General features: G+C 59.9%; 21 protein-coding genes. 8 read left to right on the forward strand and 13 right to left on the reverse strand.

All coding sequences use genetic code 11. The features are described from left to right. Window positions 1-14 precede the first annotated feature (14 nt). The 8 genes from LRO94_RS09250 to LRO94_RS09285 form a co-directional block, all read right to left on the reverse strand. Window positions 15-3,650, reverse strand: a complete 3,636-nt coding sequence (locus tag LRO94_RS09250; protein WP_081797770.1) for a transporter substrate-binding domain-containing protein — start codon at window positions 3,648-3,650, stop codon at window positions 15-17. 8 nt (window positions 3,651-3,658) lie between these two features. Further along, on the reverse strand, window positions 3,659-4,279 hold the full coding sequence (locus LRO94_RS09255; protein ID WP_032889068.1) for a response regulator transcription factor: 621 nt from the start codon (window positions 4,277-4,279) through the stop codon (window positions 3,659-3,661). 256 nt (window positions 4,280-4,535) lie between these two features. Then, on the reverse strand, window positions 4,536-4,931 hold the full coding sequence (locus LRO94_RS09260; protein ID WP_081797772.1) for a response regulator: 396 nt from the start codon (window positions 4,929-4,931) through the stop codon (window positions 4,536-4,538). Between the two features lie 171 nt (window positions 4,932-5,102). Next, the gene (locus LRO94_RS09265; RefSeq protein WP_032889071.1) at window positions 5,103-6,434 is read right to left on the reverse strand and encodes a deoxyguanosinetriphosphate triphosphohydrolase; all 1,332 of its coding nucleotides are present in this window, start codon (window positions 6,432-6,434) and stop codon (window positions 5,103-5,105) included. Window positions 6,435-6,505: 71 nt separating this feature from the next. Next, a complete protein-coding gene (locus LRO94_RS09270) occupies window positions 6,506-7,669 on the reverse strand; it encodes an EAL domain-containing protein (RefSeq protein WP_122765333.1) in 1,164 nt (387 codons plus the stop codon). A 95-nt stretch (window positions 7,670-7,764) separates the two neighbouring features. Further along, window positions 7,765-8,106: a hypothetical protein gene (locus LRO94_RS09275; protein WP_032889075.1), complete on the reverse strand. Its 342-nt coding sequence runs from the start codon at window positions 8,104-8,106 to the stop codon at window positions 7,765-7,767. Beyond that, entirely contained in the window at window positions 8,103-8,492 is a 390-nt protein-coding gene (locus LRO94_RS09280; RefSeq protein ID WP_032889077.1) for a phage holin family protein, read from the reverse strand. The genes LRO94_RS09275 and LRO94_RS09280 overlap by 4 nt, the downstream gene beginning before the upstream one ends. A gap of 4 nt (window positions 8,493-8,496) precedes the next feature. Beyond that, entirely contained in the window at window positions 8,497-8,811 is a 315-nt protein-coding gene (locus tag LRO94_RS09285; protein WP_032889079.1) for a DUF883 family protein, read from the reverse strand. A gap of 346 nt (window positions 8,812-9,157) precedes the next feature. On the opposite strand from LRO94_RS09285, the gene LRO94_RS09290 reads away from it, so the two are divergent. Continuing rightward, entirely contained in the window at window positions 9,158-10,366 is a 1,209-nt protein-coding gene (locus tag LRO94_RS09290; protein ID WP_032889301.1) for an ammonium transporter, read from the forward strand. Here LRO94_RS09290 and LRO94_RS09295 read toward each other — a convergent pair. Further along, entirely contained in the window at window positions 10,357-12,078 is a 1,722-nt protein-coding gene (locus LRO94_RS09295; RefSeq protein ID WP_179179320.1) for a cation:proton antiporter, read from the reverse strand. The two genes, LRO94_RS09290 and LRO94_RS09295, sit on opposite strands and share 10 nt — an antisense overlap. 147 nt (window positions 12,079-12,225) lie before the next feature. Here LRO94_RS09295 and LRO94_RS09300 point away from each other — a divergent pair, with 147 nt between their 5' ends. The 3 genes from LRO94_RS09300 to LRO94_RS09310 all read left to right on the forward strand — a co-directional run bounded on the left by LRO94_RS09300 (window position 12,226) and on the right by LRO94_RS09310 (window position 13,836). Further along, window positions 12,226-12,462, forward strand: coding sequence for a glutaredoxin family protein (locus LRO94_RS09300; RefSeq protein ID WP_032889083.1), 237 nt, complete (start codon window positions 12,226-12,228; stop codon window positions 12,460-12,462). Between the two features lie 74 nt (window positions 12,463-12,536). Next, window positions 12,537-12,872, forward strand: a complete 336-nt coding sequence (locus LRO94_RS09305) for a hypothetical protein (RefSeq protein WP_032889084.1) — start codon at window positions 12,537-12,539, stop codon at window positions 12,870-12,872. 73 nt (window positions 12,873-12,945) lie between these two features. Further along, window positions 12,946-13,836, forward strand: coding sequence for a pseudouridine synthase (locus LRO94_RS09310; protein ID WP_099601507.1), 891 nt, complete (start codon window positions 12,946-12,948; stop codon window positions 13,834-13,836). A 54-nt stretch (window positions 13,837-13,890) separates the two neighbouring features. On the opposite strand, the gene LRO94_RS09315 is transcribed toward LRO94_RS09310, so the two are convergent. Next, window positions 13,891-14,112, reverse strand: a complete 222-nt coding sequence (locus LRO94_RS09315) for a YgdI/YgdR family lipoprotein (RefSeq protein ID WP_032889086.1) — start codon at window positions 14,110-14,112, stop codon at window positions 13,891-13,893. An 80-nt stretch (window positions 14,113-14,192) separates the two neighbouring features. Further along, a complete protein-coding gene (gene mobA, locus LRO94_RS09320) occupies window positions 14,193-14,795 on the reverse strand; it encodes a molybdenum cofactor guanylyltransferase MobA (protein WP_122755802.1) in 603 nt (200 codons plus the stop codon). A 76-nt stretch (window positions 14,796-14,871) separates the two neighbouring features. On the opposite strand from mobA, the gene moaB reads away from it, so the two are divergent. Then, the gene (gene moaB, locus LRO94_RS09325; RefSeq protein WP_179179319.1) at window positions 14,872-15,411 is read left to right on the forward strand and encodes a molybdenum cofactor biosynthesis protein B; all 540 of its coding nucleotides are present in this window, start codon (window positions 14,872-14,874) and stop codon (window positions 15,409-15,411) included. Beyond that, complete coding sequence (locus LRO94_RS09330) at window positions 15,395-16,621, forward strand: molybdopterin molybdotransferase MoeA (RefSeq protein WP_095184238.1); 1,227 nt, start codon at window positions 15,395-15,397, stop codon at window positions 16,619-16,621. The genes moaB and LRO94_RS09330 overlap by 17 nt, the downstream gene beginning before the upstream one ends. 129 nt (window positions 16,622-16,750) lie before the next feature. Here LRO94_RS09330 and LRO94_RS09335 read toward each other — a convergent pair whose 3' ends face one another. Together LRO94_RS09335 and fliK are read right to left on the reverse strand one after the other, a co-directional pair. Beyond that, complete coding sequence (locus LRO94_RS09335; RefSeq protein ID WP_095184239.1) at window positions 16,751-17,080, reverse strand: EscU/YscU/HrcU family type III secretion system export apparatus switch protein; 330 nt, start codon at window positions 17,078-17,080, stop codon at window positions 16,751-16,753. Further along, window positions 17,077-18,654 carry a flagellar hook-length control protein FliK gene (gene fliK, locus LRO94_RS09340; protein WP_122680111.1) on the reverse strand — a complete coding sequence of 526 codons (1,578 nt, stop codon included), beginning with the start codon at window positions 18,652-18,654 and terminating at the stop codon, window positions 17,077-17,079. The genes LRO94_RS09335 and fliK overlap by 4 nt, the downstream gene beginning before the upstream one ends. 200 nt (window positions 18,655-18,854) lie before the next feature. Between fliK and ccmA the strand changes: the two genes are divergently transcribed. Both ccmA and ccmB read left to right on the forward strand, forming a co-directional pair. Then, the gene (gene ccmA, locus LRO94_RS09345; RefSeq protein WP_179179318.1) at window positions 18,855-19,490 is read left to right on the forward strand and encodes a cytochrome c biogenesis heme-transporting ATPase CcmA; all 636 of its coding nucleotides are present in this window, start codon (window positions 18,855-18,857) and stop codon (window positions 19,488-19,490) included. Beyond that, window positions 19,487-20,155, forward strand: a complete 669-nt coding sequence (ccmB, locus tag LRO94_RS09350; protein ID WP_179179317.1) for a heme exporter protein CcmB — start codon at window positions 19,487-19,489, stop codon at window positions 20,153-20,155. Before ccmA ends, ccmB begins: the two co-directional genes overlap by 4 nt. The last annotated feature ends 20 nt before the right edge of the window (window positions 20,156-20,175 follow it).

The following is a 20,175-nucleotide window of genomic DNA, read 5'->3' on the forward strand; positions in this document are numbered from 1 at the left end:
GCGCAACCCGCCCCTTATTGGCCATCCAGTCTTTGAAGCCGCTCTTGCAGCATCCTTTCGAGTTCCAACATCAGCTTTTCCAATGACTTCACGCCTATTTCGATCAAGGGCCTGTCATCACCACGGGCACAGGCCTGTTCGAGGGCTTCGCACCGCGAGGCCAGCGTACTGGCCTGGACAATTCTAGCCGCGCCCTTGATCTTGTGAGCCTGTTCGATGATGTCCTGGGGCGATGCCTGCGCAACCATCAGTGCGACCAGTTCCTGGCGATCCTGACGACTGCTGCTCAGCAACTCCTCCAGCAGCAGACGACTCATCTGCGGATCGCCACCGGTAAGGGCCTCGAAGTTGCCAATGTCCTGGATCAGGCCGGTGGGTTGAGGACTGATTTTCGCCAGTTGCTGCTCCAGCGCCGTGAGATTGATAGGTTTGAACAGGCAGTCATTCATGCCCGCCTGTGCGCAGCGTTTTTTCTCTTCTGGCTGGGCATTGGCGGTAAAGCCCAGTACCACACAAGGGGTTAGATTCTCGCGTTGCTCGTATTCACGGATTGAGCAGCTCAGCTCGTAACCATTCATGATCGGCATATTGCAGTCGGCGATTACCAAGTCGAAGTGCTCCTGGCGCCAAGCCTGGAAGCCCGCCGCGCCGTTCTGGGCAGCGGTGAACTGGTGGCCCAGGTAGCCGAGTTGCTGGCACATCAACAGGCGATTCGCCGGGTGATCATCAACCACCAGTACATTGAGCACAGACACGCTGGCAGGTGTTGTTGGCTTGAGTTCGTCGACTACCGGCAGTGCCTGCAGGCGATTCATCTTCAGGCTCACATGCACCTGCGTGCCGACCATAGGCACGCTGCTCAGGCTTAGTTGCCCACCCATCATCGCGCACAGGCTGCGACAGATCACCAGCCCCAGGCCCGCACCGCTCCTGGCCAGATGTCCCGAATTGTCCGCCTGGGCAAAGGGTTCGAACAGACGCGTTTGATCGTCCCGGCTGATGCCGATGCCGGTGTCTTCCACCACCAGCTTCATCTCGATCTGCTGCGCCAATTCAGTGTTGGATACATGCACCTTGATTTTTACTTGGCCACGTTCAGTGAATTTGATCGCATTGCTGATCAAGTTGGACAGCACCTGCTTGAAGCGCAGGGGGTCAATCAGGACTTCGGTGTCTTCTAGGTCTGGCGTGAATTCCAGCAACAGGCTAAGGCTCTTCTGGCGTGCCAGGCCGTCGAATACACGCACTACCGATTCGATCACCTCCCTCAGGTTGACGCGTTCGGGCGCCAGGCTGAGGCGACCGGATTCAATACGTGCGATGTCCAGGATGTCGCCGATTAGCTCCAGCAGATCCTTGGCCGAGTTGTAGGCCACTTCGATGGCCGGCCGATCAAGGTGGCCCTGGTCTGCCCGCTTGAGGGTCAGCTCCAGCATGCCAATCACCGCGTTCATAGGCGTACGGATTTCATGGCTCATGGTGGCGAGGAACGTGCTTTTGGCGCGATTGGCTTCGTCGGCTCGCTCCTTGGCGGTGCGAAGTTCGTCGAACAACTGACGTCGCTCGCTGATGTCGATCCAGCCACCGATGATGCCCTGAACTTCACCGACGGAATCGCGGTAGGGAAGGATCCAGTGGTAGATCGTCAGTTTCTGTCCACGAATATGCAGGGTGCGGTCCACGATCATTGGCCTGCCTTCGGCCACCACACGTTGATAGTCGGCATGATATTGCGCCGCTTCTGCCGCAAGAGCTGTACTGATCTGAACTGCGCTTTTACCGATCACGTCTTCGCGCTTGACGTCGAACACCTGCAGGTAACTATCGTTGCAGGTCTGCAACAGTCCCTTGTTATCACGCACGTAGATCGGATGCGGGGTTTCATTGACCAGTGCGCGCATGAACTCGAACTGATCATTGAGGGCGCGCTCGGCCATTTTCCGGTGCCTGATTTGGCGGCGCATGTAAGCGTTCCAACTCAGTGAAATCAGCAACAACAACCCGGTGCCGATTATGATGCGCGCAATCAGTTGGTGATAGTCACGCCAGTAGCTGTCGGAGGCTGCGGAATAGCCGCGCCAACGGCTATTGATCACACCCAACTCGTCAGGGGCGACGCTGAGCAAGGCCTTGTCGAGGATCGAACTGAGTTCGGTGGCGCTGCGTGATGTTGCCAATCCAAAGGTGGCGGGCATTGTGCCAATGCTGAAGCTGATTTGAATCTTGTCTTGGAACATCTGCGAGGTCAGGAAGTAGTTGGCGACTACCAGAGTATTCACGGCCCCCTCAACATTGCCTTGTACGAGGAGTTCGGCTGATTTGAAGGTGTCACCCGTTTCTACTAATTGAATCTTTGGGAACTGCTCAATCAGGAGTTTCTTCAGCGGGCTGCCTTGAGTGATCGCCAGTCGTTTGCCCGACATTTCCTCCAGGCTTGTAGGTGCCTGGCCGTCCTTACGCGTCAACATTACGTAGGAGTTTTCCAGGTAGGGGCGACTGAAGTTCAGTTGGGCTTCCCGCTCGACGCTGGGGGCGATAGCGCCAATGATGTCTGCTTTGCCGGCCTCGACCTGTTCGATCATCGTGTCCACATCACGCGCGCGCTGGATGTCGAAGCGCAATCCGGTGCGCAGGCGAATCAGTTCCAGGAGGTCAGCGGTGATTCCGCGAAAGTTGCCATCGTTGTCGAAGAACGTCAGCGGCGCAAAGGTGGGGTTCACGATCACCTTGACCACCGGGTTATCCTTTAGCCAACGTTCTTCGCGCAGGGTCAATTGCAACTTTTGGTCGGTCAGCAGAATGTCACTGCCGGCACTCCAGCGCTTGGCGATCGCCTCCCGTTCGGTGGTCGGCACGGCCCTCAGTGCCGCGTCGACGATGCTCAACAGTGTTTGCTGGTCCTGGAGCATTGCGAAGCTGAACCCATAGGCTTCATGTTTGCCGAAGTTGGCCATGCGGATGTTTTTCAGGTAGCCCTTGTTGATCATGTAGTGGGTGGAAATGGTATCGCCGAGAAAGACGTCTGCCTGGTCGAAAGCCACTGCATTCAAAGCGTTTTGGTAAGAGGGGTAGGCGCGGATGACGGCTTTGGGGTACAGCTTTTCCACCTCGGCCAGTGGTAGATAGTGGTAGACCAGTGCCAGGCGCATCCCGGCCAACCCCTCGCTCAGACTGCGGGTTTCGCCTTCGCGGGTCACCAGGACGGGTCGATCCACGGCATAGGGCTCCGACAGGATCAGGTTAGGTTTTGCCGCTTCAAAGCTGTTGGAAGAGCCCAGTAAGTCGATATCCCCTGCTTCGAGGGCACGAATGGCGGCTTCTCGGGAGGGGTAGCGCATCACTTTCACCGGCAAGGCCAGTGCCATGGCCAGCAAGCCAGCGTAATCAGCGGTGAGTCCCTCATAGTCGCGCCCGCTGGAGGTGAGGTCAAAAGGTGGGTAGTCAGGGAACGCAGTGCCCAGCACCAGTTCGCGTTTGTTCTGGAGCCATTGGCGCTGGCCCTTGTCCAAGTGGGTTTCCAGCTGTACGGAGCTTGCTCGACTCAATAGGTTGAAATGTTCCGTGCTCGCTGGAGGTGTCGCAGGCACAGCGGTGCTGAAGCACAAGCCGGCACTCAATATAATCAAATAGTCCTTTATACGCCTGGGCATCCGGTTTCTCACACTAGCGCGTTTCGTTTTGCCAACTCGATAAGTTCTACCAAGGACTTGGCTTGAAGTTTTTGCATCAGCCTCTTTTTATATGTGCTTACGGTTTTGTTACTCAGGAACATGCCTTTTGCGATTTCCTTGTTGGTTCGGCCTTGTGCAAAAAGTTGCAATACCATCAACTCTCTATCATTAACGGCCTTGAACAGTTCAAGTTCCTTGCAGCTCTCATCGTTGGCGTTCAAGGCCTGGCTGGGGAAATAGTTGTAGCCGGACAGTACGGCACGGATGGCGCTCATCAGTTCACTCAGATCGCCTTCCTTGCATACATAACCATCGGCCCCCGAACGCATGCAGCGTGTGGCAAAGAGAGTGGGGGATTGAGCCGTTAAAACCAGGGTTTTCATCGAAGCGCTCATGGCGTTGAATCGGCAAAGCACTTCGAGTCCATCGAGTTTGGGAATGCTGATGTCCAGGATGATCAGGTCCGGCATGCATTCGCGGACCATTTGTATCGCGTCGCATCCATTATCCGTTTCGCCGACTACTTTGAAGTTTTCCTCGTGCTCCAACAACATGCGTATGGCCAGTCTTATAACGGGGTGGTCATCAATAATAAAAACTGTGTTCATGATCATATTCCATGCAAGTGCAAATAAAGCGGGCACATTAGCTCAGAAGGTGAGGGGTAAGCATGAACTTGAGGGGGTGCAGGTATAAAACAGGAAAGTTCCTACATTAAAAAAGGTAAAGCCCTACCGGGCGTGAAGGCGTCGCGAGACGAGCGGTCAGGGTTTCCCAAGGGGATGGGTTAGCGTGTGATTGCAAGGAGTTTGCGACACTTATACGTAAACTTTTCGACGGCCTAGTTTGTTTAAGTTCCTACACTTATAGCGTGAGTAATATATGGATCAAGCCTGCAAGTTCATCTTTATTCAACGGCTTTTGCAAATAGCCGAGCAATGGCAGGTCACGTTCAAGGGCTTGGTTATGCAGCGCCGACAGTTCTGCCTCGGGAAGCCCGCTGAGCAAGATGGCGGCCTTTATAAAGCATTGGCGACTGGCGATTTCAATCAACTCGAGCCCGGGCAGGTCGGGCAGACACTGGTCGCACAGGAGGATGTCGAAGGGCGCTTGGGCCTGCGTCATCAAACGGATTGCCTGTCCGGCGTTTTCCGCCGGGGTCAGTTGCTCAAAACCAAAGCTCTTGAGCAGGCACTGGGTGGCGAGCAGTTGAAAGGGATGGTCCTCCACCAACAGGATTCGAAGGGGGTAATTGGGCATAGAGGGCACACGGTGAGTGAAGCGTCGATGAAGGGCATGTAGGAACTGTTCGCCAGATTTGCCCGGAGCGTGAGCGATTATTCCTCGGGAGTTTGTGCGAATTCGATCAGGCCGCTCTGTTCCCGTCGTAGGGCGATTCTCTTCAGGGAACAGGCAACTTGATAAATGACGTTACTGAGGGCTCGAACGCCCGGTCATTTCCCGCGCCATCTCGGTGGCATAGCTGTCGGTCATGCCAGCGATAAAGTCGATCATGCGCAGGAACGAGGCGTGCAACGGCCAAGCCGGGTTCGGTGCATTGTTACCCAGCAGGTCGAGAATACGCCGGTTCTTGAAGGAGGGCGTTCGTCCGCCATGCTGCTCCAATGCCGCGCCGCAAAAAGCGTTCAGCAGTATTTCCAACGTGGTATACGCGCCAATTTCATGCAAGGTCTTGCGTTTGTCCTGGAAGATTTTCTTGCGCGCCATGTCTTTGGCATCCAGCACGCAGCGTTTGGCCGGCCCGTGCATATGCTCCACCAAGTCGCCGGGCAGGGTGCCGGCCAGCAAGGCATCCTGCTGTTCGACGAAGGCTCGCGCTGCCGCGTTGGTCAAATGCTCGATGGCTTTGCCGCGCAGGATCGCCAGCTTGCGTCTGCGCGAGTCCTGAGATCCCAATTGCCGATAGGTCTGCGGCAGGTCGTCGCCTACCAGGTCGAGCAGCAGCGACTCGACTTCGGCGTATTCCAGCAACTCCATTTCCAGGCCGTCTTCCAGGTCGATCAGGGCATAGCAGATGTCATCTGCGGCTTCCATCAGATAGACCAATGGGTGACGGGCCCAGCGTTGTTCTTCCAGTTGCGGCAGACCGAGCTTGTGGGCGATCTGTTCGAGGATCGGCAGTTCGCTCTGGTAGCAGCCGAACTTGTGTTTCTTGTAGCCCAGGGCGTCCGCGTGGCGAGCGGTCCAGGGGTATTTCAGGTAGGTGCCCAGGGTCGCGTAGGTCAGTCGTGTACCGCCGTCGAACTGATGGTATTCGAGCTGGGTCAGTACCCGAAAGCCTTGGGCATTGCCTTCGAAATTGAGGAAGTCGTTGCGCTCGGCGCTGCTCATGTCGTCCAGCCAGCCACGCCCGGCGGCCTGTTGGAACCAGTGCCGGATGGCGTCTTCGCCCGAATGCCCGAACGGCGGGTTGCCGATGTCATGGGCCAGGCAGGCTGATTGCACCACCATGCCCAGATCACTCGGTTCGCACCAGTCGGGCAGTGCACTGCGCAGGGTTTCGCCGACGCGCATGCCGAGTGAGCGGCCCACGCAACTGACTTCCAGGGAGTGGGTCAGGCGGGTGTGGATATGGTCGTTGCTGGACACCGGGTGCACCTGGGTCTTGCGGCCCAGGCGGCGAAATGCGCCGGAGAAAATAATGCGGTCATGGTCTTTGTGAAAAGGGCTGCGGCCGAGTTCTTCCGGGCTGTGCAGGGGCTTTCCAAGCCGTTCGCGGGTAAGCAGGGTAGGCCAATCCAAGGCGGGTACTCTCCGTGCGGTGAATGACCCTCCCAGCTTCCCGGTTCCACCTTGGCGGGGCAAGCGAAAATCTACAACCCGGCGGCGTCGATATCAATTAACAGCAAGCGCTGACCGTTATCGAAGAATTGTCCGGCAGTGAGGCAATACTGGTTGGTGGTGGCGTCGCGATACGTCGACGACAAGGTCAGGCGCCGCTCGTCCCAACCTTCGGCCAGCAGGTGATAGAAATACGGGCGCCATGACCAGTTGTGGCCCAGGTAACGGGTGTCGGCCTGCCAGGCGTCCTGGCGCCATTCGAAGTTCGGCGTGAGTTGCGTGCCATGTCGGTCGCACTGATAAAAGCGCAGCAGCCATGGGAAATCCTGCAATTGTGGTAACTGGCTAAGCGGTGCCTGGCCCAGGGCCCAGCTTTGGAGGATTTTCATCAGCTCGGCCAACTGTTGGCGCAGGTCCATGATGCGTCCACGCTCTGCCAGCTTCTGCTGGACGTACGCTGCGCGCAGTTGGGCAAAGCGTGGCACGAAGGCGTCGGTGGTAAACCAATCCAGCTGTGCCTGCGCGAACAGATAGCCCTGTACATAGCGCGAGCCGCATTCCAGGGCAAAGCTCAGTTGCGCTTCAGTTTCCACGCCTTCGGCAATGATCCAACAGCCGGTTTTCTCCGCCATCTGCGCCAGCGCCCGCACGACGTCACTGCTTGGCCCGCCCTTGGCGGCTTCCTGGAAAAGGCGCATGTCCAACTTGAGGATATCCGGCTGCAATGCCAGCACCCGGTCAAGCTGGGAATAGCCGGCACCGAAGTCATCAATGGCAATACGCGCACCGGCCTCGCGATAACGCGCGACCACATCGGCCAGGCGCTGGATATCGCCACCCAGTTCGGTGATCTCGAACACAATGCGCTGCGGGTCAACGCCGTGGGCGTGGATTTGTTTCAAGCTCGGCAGGGCCTGGCCCGGACGCAACCGGTTGATCCAGCGGGGCGAGATGTTCAGGCTCAGAAACCAATCGTCGGGGGCTTCATGCAGACGGCTCAAGGCATTGTCGCGGATCTGACGGTCGAGGCGTCGCAACGTCGTGCCTGGCGTGCGCGGGTCCGCGAACAACGGGCCCACAGACTGCAAGCTGCCGTCAGCCTGGCGCAGGCGACCCAAGGCCTCGACGCCGGCAATGCGTCCGGTGGCAGTGTCAATAAACGGCTGGAAGCAGGCGAGCGGTTGCCCGTCAATCACAGGACCTCCTTATGAGAGGTAGCGAAAAAAAGAGGCCCGGCCTTCAATGACGAAGGCCGGGCCGATTCTGTTTGCAAGAATGCAGCCAGCAGGGCTCATCCTTTTCGGGAAGTACCTGCCATCGCTAATTTGATCAGCGGGATCAAACCTGCGCCCAGCCGCACCAGCCGGGTCACGCTGCTGATACTGCCGCCCTTGGCACCCTTCCCGGTAAAAAAGCCCATCAGCGTCACCGCCGCCACGCCCCACAGCGGCGCGTGCTTGATGCCCAGGCTGTCCTGCCAGTTGTGGCGCATGTCGCGCACTTTGTGCAGCGGAGCCATCAATTGTTGGGACTCATGACGGATTTCCTGGCGGTGCATTTCCATGCGCAGGCGGATCAGTGCCTTGCGCATTTCTCGACGGGATGTGTTGTGCGGGATCTCAGTCATGCTCATGGCAGCAGGCGCTCCCGATCATTGGCCAGCTCTTCAAGCGTGGCGTGGAAGGGCGTGGACTCATCGAAAACTGCTGCTTTCAAGCGCACCCCGCAGAACGCGGCGGCCAGGCTGTAGAACAAGCAGAGGCAGATGATCCCGGTGAGACGGTAGCCGGTGTCCCAGACCAGGATCATCACCAGCGTCGACAACCCGACCAGCAACAACAGGGCAAACACCAAGGCCAAGCCGGCAAACAGCAGCAGGCTGACGGTGCGTGCTTTCTGCTCCTGCAATTCGATGCCGAACAGTTCGACGTGGCTGTGCAGCAAGCCTAGAACGGCCGCGCCCAGGCGTCTTGAGGTAGAACTTGCGCCCGTGGCCGAGCCGCTTTCGCCGATAGACATAATGTTAGCGCCTTGTAGCCAATAGGCCGATCAGAAAGCCCACGCCAGCGGCAATACCCACCGACTGCCAGGGATTGGCCTGTACATAGTCTTCAGTAGCGGTGACCGCAGCTTGGCCGCGCTCGCGCAGGGAGTCTTCGGTCAGTTGCAGGGTTTCACGGGCCTTGAGCAAGCTTTCATGAATCTTGCTGCGCAGTTCGTCCGCCTGGTCACCCGCCAGGATCGCGGTGTCATCCAGTAGCTTTTCGGTATCACTGACCAGGGTTTGAAAATCCGCCATCAGTATCTCTTGGGCTGTCTGTGCTGTTTTTCTGGCCATGGTTATCTCCGTGATTGGCTGATCGGTACGTGTGGTTTCGAGTCACCGGCGTCGGTGAAGGTTCACTGCAATTGCGTGGTACAGCTTTTGCTTTGCCTTGGTGCGCATGCACGGGTGCCTGCGCTGAATCTGGGCGGTAAGGCCTCAAGCCATCAAAAACCTTACCTTAAATAACTGAAACTCGCGGAAAAACCCTGTCGGCAACAGCCTGTTGTGTTGATCGCTGCGCTAAAGCGGTTCACGCCCTGTGAAGAGGGGCGGTACCGGCGGTGCCAATTTAGTGCGCGCAACCGTGGCTTGAACCGCTTTGGTGCTTTTTGCCTTTAATGCAGGCCTGCCAACCTTCATGGAAAATTTGCAAAGTGCGGTGGACACTCTGGTCCACAGTTCAAACACCCTGTTTATCCTGATCGGCGCGGTCATGGTACTGGCGATGCACGCCGGCTTCGCATTCCTGGAAGTCGGCACCGTTCGCCAAAAAAATCAGGTCAACGCGCTGTCGAAGATCCTCAGCGACTTCGCCATCTCTACTTTGGCCTATTTCTTTATAGGCTATTGGATCTCCTACGGCGTGAGCTTCATGCAACCGGCGGCAGTGATCAGCGCGGACCATGGCTATGGCTTGGTGAAATTCTTCTTCCTGCTGACGTTTGCGGCAGCGATCCCCGCGATCATCTCCGGCGGAATTGCCGAGCGTGCGAAGTTTGCTCCGCAGTTGTGCGCTACTGCGTTGATCGTGGCGTTTATCTACCCGTTTTTCGAAGGCATGGTCTGGAATGGCAATTTCGGCCTGCAAGCCTGGTTGCTCGCCACCTTTGGCGCCAGCTTTCATGACTTCGCCGGTTCTGTCGTGGTGCACGCCATGGGCGGCTGGCTGGCGCTGGCGGCGGTGTTGCTGTTGGGCCCGCGTAACGGACGTTATCGGGAAGGACGCTTGGTCGCCTTTGCGCCATCGAGCATTCCGTTTCTGGCGCTGGGTTCTTGGATTCTCATCGTCGGCTGGTTCGGCTTTAACGTGATGAGCGCGCAAACCCTCAACGGCGTCAGTGGCCTGGTGGCGGTCAACTCGTTGATGGCGATGGTCGGCGGCACCGTTGCTGCGCTGGTGATCGGCCGTAACGACCCAGGCTTCCTGCATAACGGCCCGCTCGCCGGGCTGGTGGCGATCTGCGCCGGTTCCGACCTGATGCACCCGGTAGGCGCGCTGGTCACCGGTGTGGTCGCCGGTGGGCTGTTTGTCTGGTGCTTTATCGCCGCCCAGGATCGCTGGAAGATCGATGACGTGCTGGGCGTGTGGCCATTGCATGGCCTGTGCGGTGTGTGGGGTGGGGTTGCCTGCGGCATCTTTGGCCAGACCGCGCTGGGCGGCCTGGGTGGCGTGAGCCTGGTCAGCCAGTTGATCGGCACCGGCCTCGGCGTGGCAGTCGCGTTCGGCGGCGGCCTGTTGGTGTATGGGGTGATCAAACGCGTCGGTGGCCTGCGCCTGAGTCAGGAGCAGGAGTATTACGGTGCGGACCTGTCGATCCACAAGATCGGCGCGGTCAGTCAGGATTGATCGTCGCTGTTCGGCGGCGTGAAAGAGCCGTGCAGCAGGCGATAGCGGTTGTGTCGCACTTCATCGACCCGCGCCTGTACCTGGTGGTCTGGAAGGCCCAGCAGGATCAAGGCGTGGGAGGCGAGCATCAGGCTCGACTCCAATAGTTCGGGCACCACTTCGCTGGCGCCCGCAGCTTTCAGTTCGGCCCACTGGCTGTCATCGCGAGTGCGCACCAGAATCGGCACCTCAGGGTTGATACGGCGCGCCTCTTTCAACACCACCAGGGCGACATCGCTGTTGTCCACGGCAATGACCACCAACCGCGCGCGTTCCAGGCCCACCGCACTGAGCAGGGCGCCGCGACGGCAGTCGCCGTAATGCACGCTGCTGTCCTCGGTGGCGGCTTCCTGTACCCGTTCCGGGTCGTCATCCAGGGCGATAAAAGCTTGTTGTTCCCGTCGCAGAAAGCGCCCGATGGACTGCCCGACACGGCCGTAGCCACAGATCACTGCATGGCCGCGTAACTCGGCATTGAGCGCGGTGATTTCCTCCAGTTGCACTTGCTGGTTGGGTTTGCGGTGCAGGCGCAGGGCAATCGCCGGGGCGGCGCGCAGCAGCAGTGGCGTCAGCAGCATCGAGCAGAATGTGGCGGCGAGCAGCAAGCCATTGAATTCATCCGGGATCAGCCGGCTTTGCTGCATTTGCGCCATCAACGCAAAACAGAACTCACCGCCCTGGGCGAGGGCCAAGCCGCTGCGCCAGGCGGTTTCGCTGTCGCTGCCCCGCAGCTTGACCAGCACCGCTACCACGCACCCCTTGATCAGCATCAGCGCGAGGGTCAGGCCGAGGATCAGCAGACTGTGGCTGATGAACAATTGCAGGTCGATCAACATGCCGATACTGACGAAAAACAGCCCCAGCAGGATGTCGCGAAACGGTCGGATATCCGCTTCGATCTGATGGCGGTAATGGCTTTCGCCCAGCAGCATGCCGGCCAGGAAGGCGCCGAGGGCCGGCGACAGACCCAGCAAATGGGTGAGCCAGGCGGTCAGCAACACGATCACCAGTGCAAGCAACACAAACAGCTCCGCCGAGTGGGACGCGGCGACTTCATGGAACAGGCGCGGCAACAACCAGCGACTGGCCAGCAGCAGGCCAACAAACAGCAACACGGTTTTACCCAGCGTCAGCGGCAGCGCCCAGTACCAGGCTTGATCGCTGCTGCCGGCAAACACGGGCACCAAGGTCAGTAGCAACACGGCTACCACGTCCTGGAACAGCAGCACGCCAATCGCGTTCTGGCCATGGCTGCTGAAGATTTCTCCGAGGCTGGTCAGCTCTTTGCTGACGATGGCCGTGGACGACAATGCCAAGCCCGCACCCAGCAGCAACGCGATGCCGGGGGCCACACCAAAGGCCATCAACAAGCCTCCAAGCAGCGCACTGCACCCCAGCACCTGCAAACTGCCCAGGCCAAACACCACGCGGCGCAGGGCGAGCATCTTTGTCTGGGAGAACTCCAGGCCCAGGGAAAACAACAGGAACACCACGCCAAGCTCGGCGAGGTCGGGCAGCTCTTCGCTGTCATTCACCCAGTCCAGCGCCGTAGGTCCCACGGCGAGGCCCACACACAGGTAGCCCAGAACGGGCGGCAGTTGCAGTCGGCGAAACAGCGCAATCACCACAAGGGATGAGGCCAAAATGATCAGCAGGTTGGCGAACACGAGCATCTCCGTTGCAGGGTGAGCGGGCAAAAAGCCGCGAGAATCGCTGAATCAGTTATACGTCATGCTGATCTGTGTCAGGGTTTATCGGCTCGCCACGGGTCTTACGCAAGCCTAGAATGTTGATCTGTTTTCTGATCAGGTCCTTTCGCCATGCTTCCTGAATGCCAGTTGTTCGGCACCCTGGGTTGCCATCTTTGTGAGATTGCCGAAGCCGAAATCATGCCGCTCGTCGAACACGGGCTGTTGGTGGAGCTGGTTGACATCACCGATCCCCAAGACCTCACCGACGTCTATGGGCTGCGGATTCCGGTGCTTCGACGGGTGGATACCGGCGCCGAATTGGACTGGCCCTTTGACGCTGAACAGGTCGTTGCCTTCCTGCGCTGACGTTTATGCGATGGCGGGTTTCCAATTATTACGTTACTGTATGTTTGTACAGCGATTGAATAGAGGGAACGCCCGTGGTGAATGTTGAACAACTGAAAAGCAGCGTCAATCGCATGTCCGCCGACGTCGTGCGCGACGCGGTGAACGAGCTGCGCCTCGATGGCTTGGTCACGGAAGGCAAGACGCCCTTTAACAAAGTGCATTTCAATACCTGCTTCGCGGAGATCGAAGCGTTGTTCCAGCGCGCCGGTTACCACAAGCAACTGGATGTGGTGGGTTATCAGGGCTTGCTCTACGCCTTGTACGATCCCGGTCGCTGGGAAGCGGTGGATGTGCTGCGTTGGCTCAAGGAATTCACCGAAGCGGCCAGTGCGTCGCCGATCCTGCGCACGCAATTAGCCAAAGCCTGAGATCCGCCCTAGGCTCAATCCCGCGTCGTGCGGGATAATGCCCATCGGTTTTTTCAAGGCTTCGAGCATCGGCATGTCCACTTCCGGTTTTTCCGCGTCCCAACACCAAGCCAGCACTCTCTACTTGCCGCCAGGCCCTTGGGCGACCGTGCTCGATTGCCTGTGCGAGCACTTCCCGGCGATCAGCCGTGAGCACTGGCTGGACCGCATCGCCCGCGGACGGGTATTGGATATCAACGGCAGCCCCATCAAGCTGGACCTCGCCTACAAGGAAGGTCTGTGCATTTACTACTTCCGTGAAGTGCCGAACGAAAAGGTGATTCCGGTGCAGGAAACTATCCTGTACGCCGACGAGCACTTGGTGGTCGCGGATAAACCGCATTTCCTGCCCGTGACCCCGGCCGGAGAGTACGTCGAGCAAACCCTGCTGCGCCGCCTGATTCGCCGCCTGGATAATCCGTCGCTGGTGCCGCTGCACCGTATCGACCGGCACACCGCCGGGCTGGTGCTGTTCTCCGCCAACCCCGCCAGCCGTTCGGCCTATCAGCAGCTGTTTCCCAAGCGCCAGATCGATAAATTCTACGAAGCCATTGCCCCGGCCTTACCTGGTTTGACGTTCCCGTTGGTGCACAAAAGTCGCCTTGTGGACGGCGAACCCTTCTTCCGCATGCAGGAAGGCGAGGGCGCCAGCAACACCGAAACGGCGGTGGAGGTGCGGGAAAAAAATGGTGATCTATGGCGCTACGCCCTGTTTCCCGTGACCGGTAAGAAGCACCAACTGCGCGTTCACATGACCGCGCTGGGGGCGAGCATCTGCAATGACCCGTTCTACCCGGACGTGCTCAAGGATGCCGTCGACGATTACGCCAACCCGCTCAAGCTGCTGGCCCAGGGCGTACGGTTTATCGACCCGGTCACCGGCGAAGAGCGTCGTTTTCGCAGCCAGATCAACCTCGATTGGTAACCCCGGAAACGACAAGGCCCGCGCGAGGCGGGCCTTGTAGGCAAACGCTAAGACTTACAGGTCTTTAACGGTGCGGACCTGATCTTTATTGATACGGGTCTGCTTGCCGTCCAGTTGTTCGAACTCGTAGAAGCCCGAATCCTTATCGAATTTAGGGGTGTCGACGGCCTGGATTTCGCGACCGTCATTCAGGGTGATCACTGTCGGCGAGGCGCAACCGGCGAGGGTGGCGATGCCCAGTGCAAGCATGAGAGCGGCGATGGTCCGTTGAGTCATGGGTTTGTCTCCGAGAGAATACTTTTTAATTGCTGACCTTGAGACGCGTAAGGCGTCGCCAAAGTTCCTTGTGCGAAAGTTCATTCTGACACGTCAGAGCTCGGCTGTAACAGCTCCGGCGTATTAAGGTTGGCCAGCCGTGGGTCATCCGCCGGGCACTCCAGCCCCACGCCGCCCAATTGCAGGAATATCTTGCGCGGGCTGCGTTCACCGGCTTGCCAGGCCTGTTCTACCTCGGTTTTGAGGTGTGTAGGGATGATGCAGATCAAGGGTTCCCAGAATTCGCCGTGGCGCACCATCACGGGCACCGATGGGTTTTGCCGCGCGGTCTTAAGCAGGTCGGTCAGTAGGATCGCGTCGATAGCCGGCACGTCGCACGGCAATATCAGCAGGTGCTCATGGCGCGCTGCGGCCAGCCCGGCGCGGATACCGGCGAGCGGGCCCGGAAAGTCCGGGCTGTCGTCGCTCACCAGCGTGTCGGCATAGGGCGCGTAGAGGTCCTGATTGCGATTGCACGAGATGATCAGGTCATCCGTCAACGCTCGCACCAAGCGCTGTAGATGGGCGATCAATGGCTGGCCGCGCCATGCCAACAGACCTTTGTCCTGGCCGCCCATGCGCTGGCCGCGCCCGCCGGATAACAGCAAAATCGAGCAGGGAAGGGGCGAAGAATCTAACGACATAAAGGTTCCGCTGCGGCAGGTAAATAGGGGCCTGTGATATAACACCGGGCTGTTCCTCCGACAACCGGACCGTGCCATGAAAGCCAAGGCTGATGCGCCCTTCGTACCCCTGAATATCGCTGTATTGACCGTCAGCGACACCCGCACCCTGGACACCGACACCTCGGGCCAGGTTTTCGTCGACCGCCTCACCGCCGCCGGGCACAACCTGGCCGAGCGCGTACTGCTCAAGGACGACCTCTACAAGATCCGCGCCCAGGTTGCCCATTGGATTGCCGAAGATGTGGTGCAAGTGGTGCTGATCACCGGCGGCACCGGTTTCACCGGCCGTGACAGCACTCCCGAAGCCGTGAGCTGCCTGCTCGACAAGCAGGTCGACGGCTTTGGCGAACTGTTCCGCCAGATATCCGTGGCCGACATCGGCACCTCCACCGTGCAATCCCGTGCCCTGGCCGGCTTGGCCAATGGCACCCTGGTGTGCTGCCTGCCGGGCTCCACCAATGCGGTGCGCACGGGTTGGGACGGCATCCTCGGCGAGCAACTGGATAATCGCCATCGCCCCTGCAACTTCGTCCCGCACCTGAAACAGGCCGCGCCTTGTGAATCCCGTGGGTAAGCCTGGCAAGACCGGCGCGCTGATGCCCGTGGAAGAGGCGCTGCAGCACCTGTTGGCGCTGGCCGAAGCTGCGCCGATCCGCGAGCCGCACGCCTTGCCCCTGGCCGAGTGTGATGGCCGGGTATTGGCGCAGGATCTGGTCTCCACCCTCGACCTGCCGCCGTGGCCGAACAGTGCCATGGACGGATACGCGCTGCGCCTGGCGGACTGGACCGGTGAGCCGCTGGTGGTGAGCCAGCGCATCTTTGCCGGTCAGGCGCCTGAACCTCTGGCCGCGGGCACTTGCGCGCGCATCTTCACCGGCGCACCGGTGCCGCAAGGCGCCGATTGCGTGGAGATGCAGGAAAATGCCGTGGTTCACGCCGATGAGCGCGTGAGCTTTACCGAGCCCCTGCACGCCGACCAGAACATCCGCCCTCAGGGCCAGGAAACCACGGTCGGTGAACTCGTTTTGTCAGCCGGGACGCGCTTGGGCCCGATTGAGCTGGGCCTGGCTGCGTCCCTCGGCTGTGATCGTCTGAATGTAGTGCGCTGCCCGCGCGTGGCCGTGCTGTCCACCGGCGACGAGTTGATCGAGCCCGGCTTGCCGCTGGGGCCCGGCCAGATCTACAACAGCAATCGTCGCGTGCTGTGCAGTTGGCTTTCACGCATGGGCTGTGAAGTGATCGACGCCGGGATCCTGCCGGATGACTTGGAACAGACCCGCACGCGATTGGCGGGCCTGGGCAGTGTCGACCTGATCCTGTCCACCGGTGGCGTGTCGGTAGGTGAAGCGGACTTCCTTGGCATCGCCCTGCGTGAAGAAGGCGAACTGGCCCTGTGGAAGCTCGCGATCAAACCTGGCAAGCCACTGACAGTCGGGCATTTCCGTGGCGTGCCGGTGATCGGCCTGCCGGGTAATCCGGCCTCGACCCTGGTGACTTTCGCACTGTTGGCGCGCCCCTACATTCTGCGTCGCCAAGGTGTGGCCGACGTGGAGCCGTTGCGGTTCGAAGTCCCGGTGGGATTCGTCTGGCCGAAACCGGGCAATCGTCGCGAGTATCTGCGCGGGCGCATCGAGCAGGGCAAGGCGATCATCTACCGTAACCAAAGCTCTGGCGTGCTGCGCAGCGCGGCGTGGGCGGAGGGGTTTGTGGAGGTGTTGGAAGGGACGACGCTGGCACTCGGTGATCGGGTTAATTTCATCCCGCTGAGCGAAGTCCTGAACTGAACACAAGTCCAAATGGGAGAGGGGGCTTGCCCCCGATAGCGGTGCTTCAGCCACACATCAGGTGACTGACACTCTGCCATCGGGGGCAAGCCCCCTCCCACATTTGGACCTTTGTGTGCCTGTGGCTATTCAGTAGTCGTCGCCACGCTCCGTGACGTCCCGCTCCACAGGCCGCGCTTCCGGGTCATAGCCCACCGGGAACTTGCCCTTCAAGGTCCAGGCAAACGCAATGATCTCCGCGATGGTGCGGTACAACTCCTCCGGAATGCTGTCGCCCAGTTCCATGCGCGCCAGCAGCTTTACCAGCTCGGCGTTTTCATAGATCGGCACTTCATTTTCCCGCGCCAACTTGAGGATGGCTTCGGCCAGGGCATCGTCGCCCTTGGCGGTCAGGGTCGGCGCTTGCTGGCCGTCGTACTTGAGGGCAATCGCCTGGCGCGGTGGGTTGGAGTTCTTCATGCGGTTTCATCCACCCAGCGTTGCTCCAGTCCGGTTTTCGGCCCGCGTGGTGGCGTACCCAGGTGGCAATCGAGGTCGCCGACGTTGATGCCCGAAGTCACCAGCCGCTCGCGCAAGTTGCCCAAATGGCTTTCGATCAGGCTGGCGGTGAACGGGCGTGTTGCCCACAGTTGGCTCGACAGTTTGCCCTGAGTCAGTTGCGCCTGGACCTGCAATGGCCCCAGCGGCTCCATATCGAATGCCAGCTCGACGCGCCATAGCATTTGCTTGGGGTCTTTGCGGTCTTTGCGTTCGGGCTGGTCTTTGTCTGGCGCCGGTTCTTCGCGCTGGAACTTGACCTGCAACGGCACGATGTCCTGCAGCGTGCGCATAGGGATTTCCAACTGCCAGGTGGTTTGCAGGCGGCCATCGGCGGTGGTGCCGGTCTGTTCCAGACTCGACAGTTGGTGGCTCTGTAACCTGGAAATGGCCCCGGCTGCCAGACGCAGCAGGTTTTCCAGGTCGCCTTCGCCTTCAAGCTTCGCCATCAGCCGCTCGGGCAGTGGAAAGCTGACCGGTGCCTGCCGCGCGCTGACTTGGCCCAGCGTGTTCAGTGGGCTGCGCACAAAATTGGGCAATACCTGGGCCAGCGTGTTGGCCGCAAGAATGGCGTTGAGGTTGGTACTGGCGGGCAGGGCGGGCAATAAGTCCGCGACAAGGCGCAGCAGTGCGCCCTTCATGTCCAGTGGTGGTATTTGTGGATTCTGTCCTGCGAGTAATTTGGCCTCCAGAAAGGCGCCGCTGTTCTGAATCACTTGAGCCAGGACTTTGGGGTTACTGACCTGTGCCAGATCAGGCAACGCCGCGAGCAAACGGTCGGCGGCGGCGCGCAGATCGGCGGAAGTACTGTCGCCACGGGGCAGGTTTTGCAGGGCGGTGAACACCGCATCCAGGGAGCCCTGGCGACTTTGCTGGGTCGACAACTGTTGGGTGACCGCCAATTGATCCTTGAGCCCGCTCAGCGGCACGAAATTCAAGGTCTGCGCGTTCTGCACCACGGCGCTGAGCAGGCTGCCTACGCGCAACGGCTGTGGGCTTTCCACCGTCAGTGTCGCGCCGGCCAGGGCGTTATTCAGCACCGTCACCAACGAACGATAGATCGCCGGTTGCGCCGTGCCCTGTGGCAGCATCTGAGTGGTCAGTACCTTGGCTTGCAACAACGTACCTTCCGGGACTTTGGCGGTATCGATGCGGGTGAGGGCGGCGACGTTGGCACTCAAAGCCTGTTGCAGGCTGAGGGTCAGATTGCCCGCTGGCGTCTGGCTCACCGCCACATTGCTGCCTAAGGGTAATGGCTGCGCGCTGCTGGCCTGCACCAGCGTCTGGCGGCCGCCGTCCAAGGTCAGCTTGAGCAGCAACTGAAAGGCTTCACCGCCTTGTTTAAGGGCGATGACTTCGGCATTCGCGGTTTTCCCAGGGTCGATCAGCCCAATCTGCGGCTCCAGCAGTTTCAGCAGTGCCCCAGGCGCAGGCGCGGAGCTTTGCCCGGCTGCCGGGGTGGGAGGAAGCGTAGGAAGGTTGATCTCGCCGGTCATCGTGCGCATCGTCTCTGGGGAAATTGCCCTCTTTAGCGTAGGGCATCGCATGTATAATGCCGCCCGTCTGCAAAGAGAGCGCTAAAAACCTCACAACTATTTGATCCAGCTCTCTAAAATCGGTCGCCAAAGCCGTTATGGTGCTTCTTTCTATAACGGCCGCTGCACCGCCGACTTGAACCGTAAAGGCCCGCGATCTCTTGACCAGCCCTCTTCTTGAAGCCGTAGCGCTCTCCTGTGAACGCGACTTGCGCCTGCTGTTCGAGCACCTCGACCTGCGTGTGGCGGGTGGCGATATGGTGCAGATCAGCGGTCCCAACGGCAGTGGCAAGACCAGTTTGCTACGCCTGCTGGCCGGGTTGATGCAACCCACGGCCGGTGAAGTGCGGCTTAACGGCAAGCCCCTCAACGAACAGCGCACCGAGCTTGCACGCAACTTGATCTGGATCGGCCACGCGGCCGGCATCAAGGACGTGCTCACTGCCGAAGAAAACCTCAGCTGGCTCAGCGCCCTGCACCATCCCGCGACCCGCGACGCCATCTGGCAGGCCCTGGCCGCCGTCGGCCTCAAGGGTTTCGAAGACGTTCCCTGTCACACCCTGTCCGCCGGCCAGCAGCGCCGCGTGGCCCTGGCGCGGCTCTACCTGCCTGGTCCGCCGCTGTGGATTCTCGACGAACCCTTCACCGCCCTCGACAAGCAAGGCGTCGCCCAGTTGGAAGAACACCTGGCGCGGCATTGCGAGCAGGGCGGAACCGTCTTGCTCACCACCCACCACACCCTGGCGCGCATGCCCGCCGGTTACCGCGACCTTGATCTGGGCCGGTGGTCGGCATGAGTGTCTTCGCCCTGCTGGTCGCCCGCGAAGCACGGCTGTTGTGCCGTCGCCCGGCTGAATTGGCCAACCCGCTGGTGTTCTTTGCCATCGTGATTGCGCTGTTCCCGCTGGCGGTCGGCCCCGAGACTAAACTGTTGCAAACCTTGTCGCCGGGGCTGGTGTGGGTGGCGGCGCTTTTATCGGTTCTGCTCTCGCTGGACGGGCTGTTTCGCAGTGATTTCGAAGACGGTTCCCTGGAACAGTGGGTCCTTTCGTCGCACCCTCTGCCACTTCTGGTACTGGCCAAGGTGCTGGCACACTGGGCTTTTTCCGGCCTCGCGCTAGTCTTGCTCTCGCCGCTGTTGGCGATGATGCTGGGCTTCCCCGTCGAATGCCTGCCGGTGTTGCTTTTGTCCTTGTTACTCGGCACGCCAGTGCTCAGCCTGTTGGGGGCCGTGGGCGCAGCGTTGACCGTCGGTTTGAAGCGTGGTGGCCTGCTACTGGCCCTGTTGATTCTGCCGTTGTATATCCCGGTACTGATCCTTGGCAGCGGCGCTTTGCAGGCCGCGCTCATGGGCATGCCGGCGACCGGTTACCTCCTGTGGCTTGGTAGCCTGACCGCCCTGGCGGTAACCCTGACACCCTTTGCTATAGCCGCCGGCCTGAAGATCAGCGTCGGCGAATAATGAGGTCTGACCCAGCGACA

Source organism: Pseudomonas sivasensis, from assembly GCF_021391435.1.
Classification (GTDB): Bacteria; Pseudomonadota; Gammaproteobacteria; order Pseudomonadales; family Pseudomonadaceae; genus Aquipseudomonas; species Aquipseudomonas sivasensis.

What these genes read in the sequence shown, in the direction of transcription:
- LRO94_RS09250 (WP_081797770.1), bottom strand. Translation starts at nt 3,650, where the DNA reads ATGCCCAGGCGTATAAAGGACTATTTGATTATATTGAGTGCCGGCTTG.
- LRO94_RS09255 (WP_032889068.1), bottom strand. Translation starts at nt 4,279, where the DNA reads ATGAACACAGTTTTTATTATTGATGACCACCCCGTTATAAGACTGGCC.
- LRO94_RS09260 (WP_081797772.1), bottom strand. Translation starts at nt 4,931, where the DNA reads ATGCCCAATTACCCCCTTCGAATCCTGTTGGTGGAGGACCATCCCTTT.
- LRO94_RS09275 (WP_032889075.1), bottom strand. Translation starts at nt 8,106, where the DNA reads ATGAGCATGACTGAGATCCCGCACAACACATCCCGTCGAGAAATGCGC.
- LRO94_RS09280 (WP_032889077.1), bottom strand. Translation starts at nt 8,492, where the DNA reads ATGTCTATCGGCGAAAGCGGCTCGGCCACGGGCGCAAGTTCTACCTCA.
- LRO94_RS09285 (WP_032889079.1), bottom strand. Translation starts at nt 8,811, where the DNA reads ATGGCCAGAAAAACAGCACAGACAGCCCAAGAGATACTGATGGCGGAT.
- LRO94_RS09290 (WP_032889301.1), top strand. Translation starts at nt 9,158, where the DNA reads ATGGAAAATTTGCAAAGTGCGGTGGACACTCTGGTCCACAGTTCAAAC.
- LRO94_RS09295 (WP_179179320.1), bottom strand. Translation starts at nt 12,078, where the DNA reads ATGCTCGTGTTCGCCAACCTGCTGATCATTTTGGCCTCATCCCTTGTG.
- LRO94_RS09300 (WP_032889083.1), top strand. Translation starts at nt 12,226, where the DNA reads ATGCTTCCTGAATGCCAGTTGTTCGGCACCCTGGGTTGCCATCTTTGT.
- LRO94_RS09310 (WP_099601507.1), top strand. Translation starts at nt 12,946, where the DNA reads ATGTCCACTTCCGGTTTTTCCGCGTCCCAACACCAAGCCAGCACTCTC.
- LRO94_RS09315 (WP_032889086.1), bottom strand. Translation starts at nt 14,112, where the DNA reads ATGACTCAACGGACCATCGCCGCTCTCATGCTTGCACTGGGCATCGCC.
- mobA (WP_122755802.1), bottom strand. Translation starts at nt 14,795, where the DNA reads ATGTCGTTAGATTCTTCGCCCCTTCCCTGCTCGATTTTGCTGTTATCC.
- moaB (WP_179179319.1), top strand. Translation starts at nt 14,872, where the DNA reads ATGAAAGCCAAGGCTGATGCGCCCTTCGTACCCCTGAATATCGCTGTA.
- LRO94_RS09335 (WP_095184239.1), bottom strand. Translation starts at nt 17,080, where the DNA reads ATGAAGAACTCCAACCCACCGCGCCAGGCGATTGCCCTCAAGTACGAC.
- fliK (WP_122680111.1), bottom strand. Translation starts at nt 18,654, where the DNA reads ATGACCGGCGAGATCAACCTTCCTACGCTTCCTCCCACCCCGGCAGCC.
- ccmB (WP_179179317.1), top strand. Translation starts at nt 19,487, where the DNA reads ATGAGTGTCTTCGCCCTGCTGGTCGCCCGCGAAGCACGGCTGTTGTGC.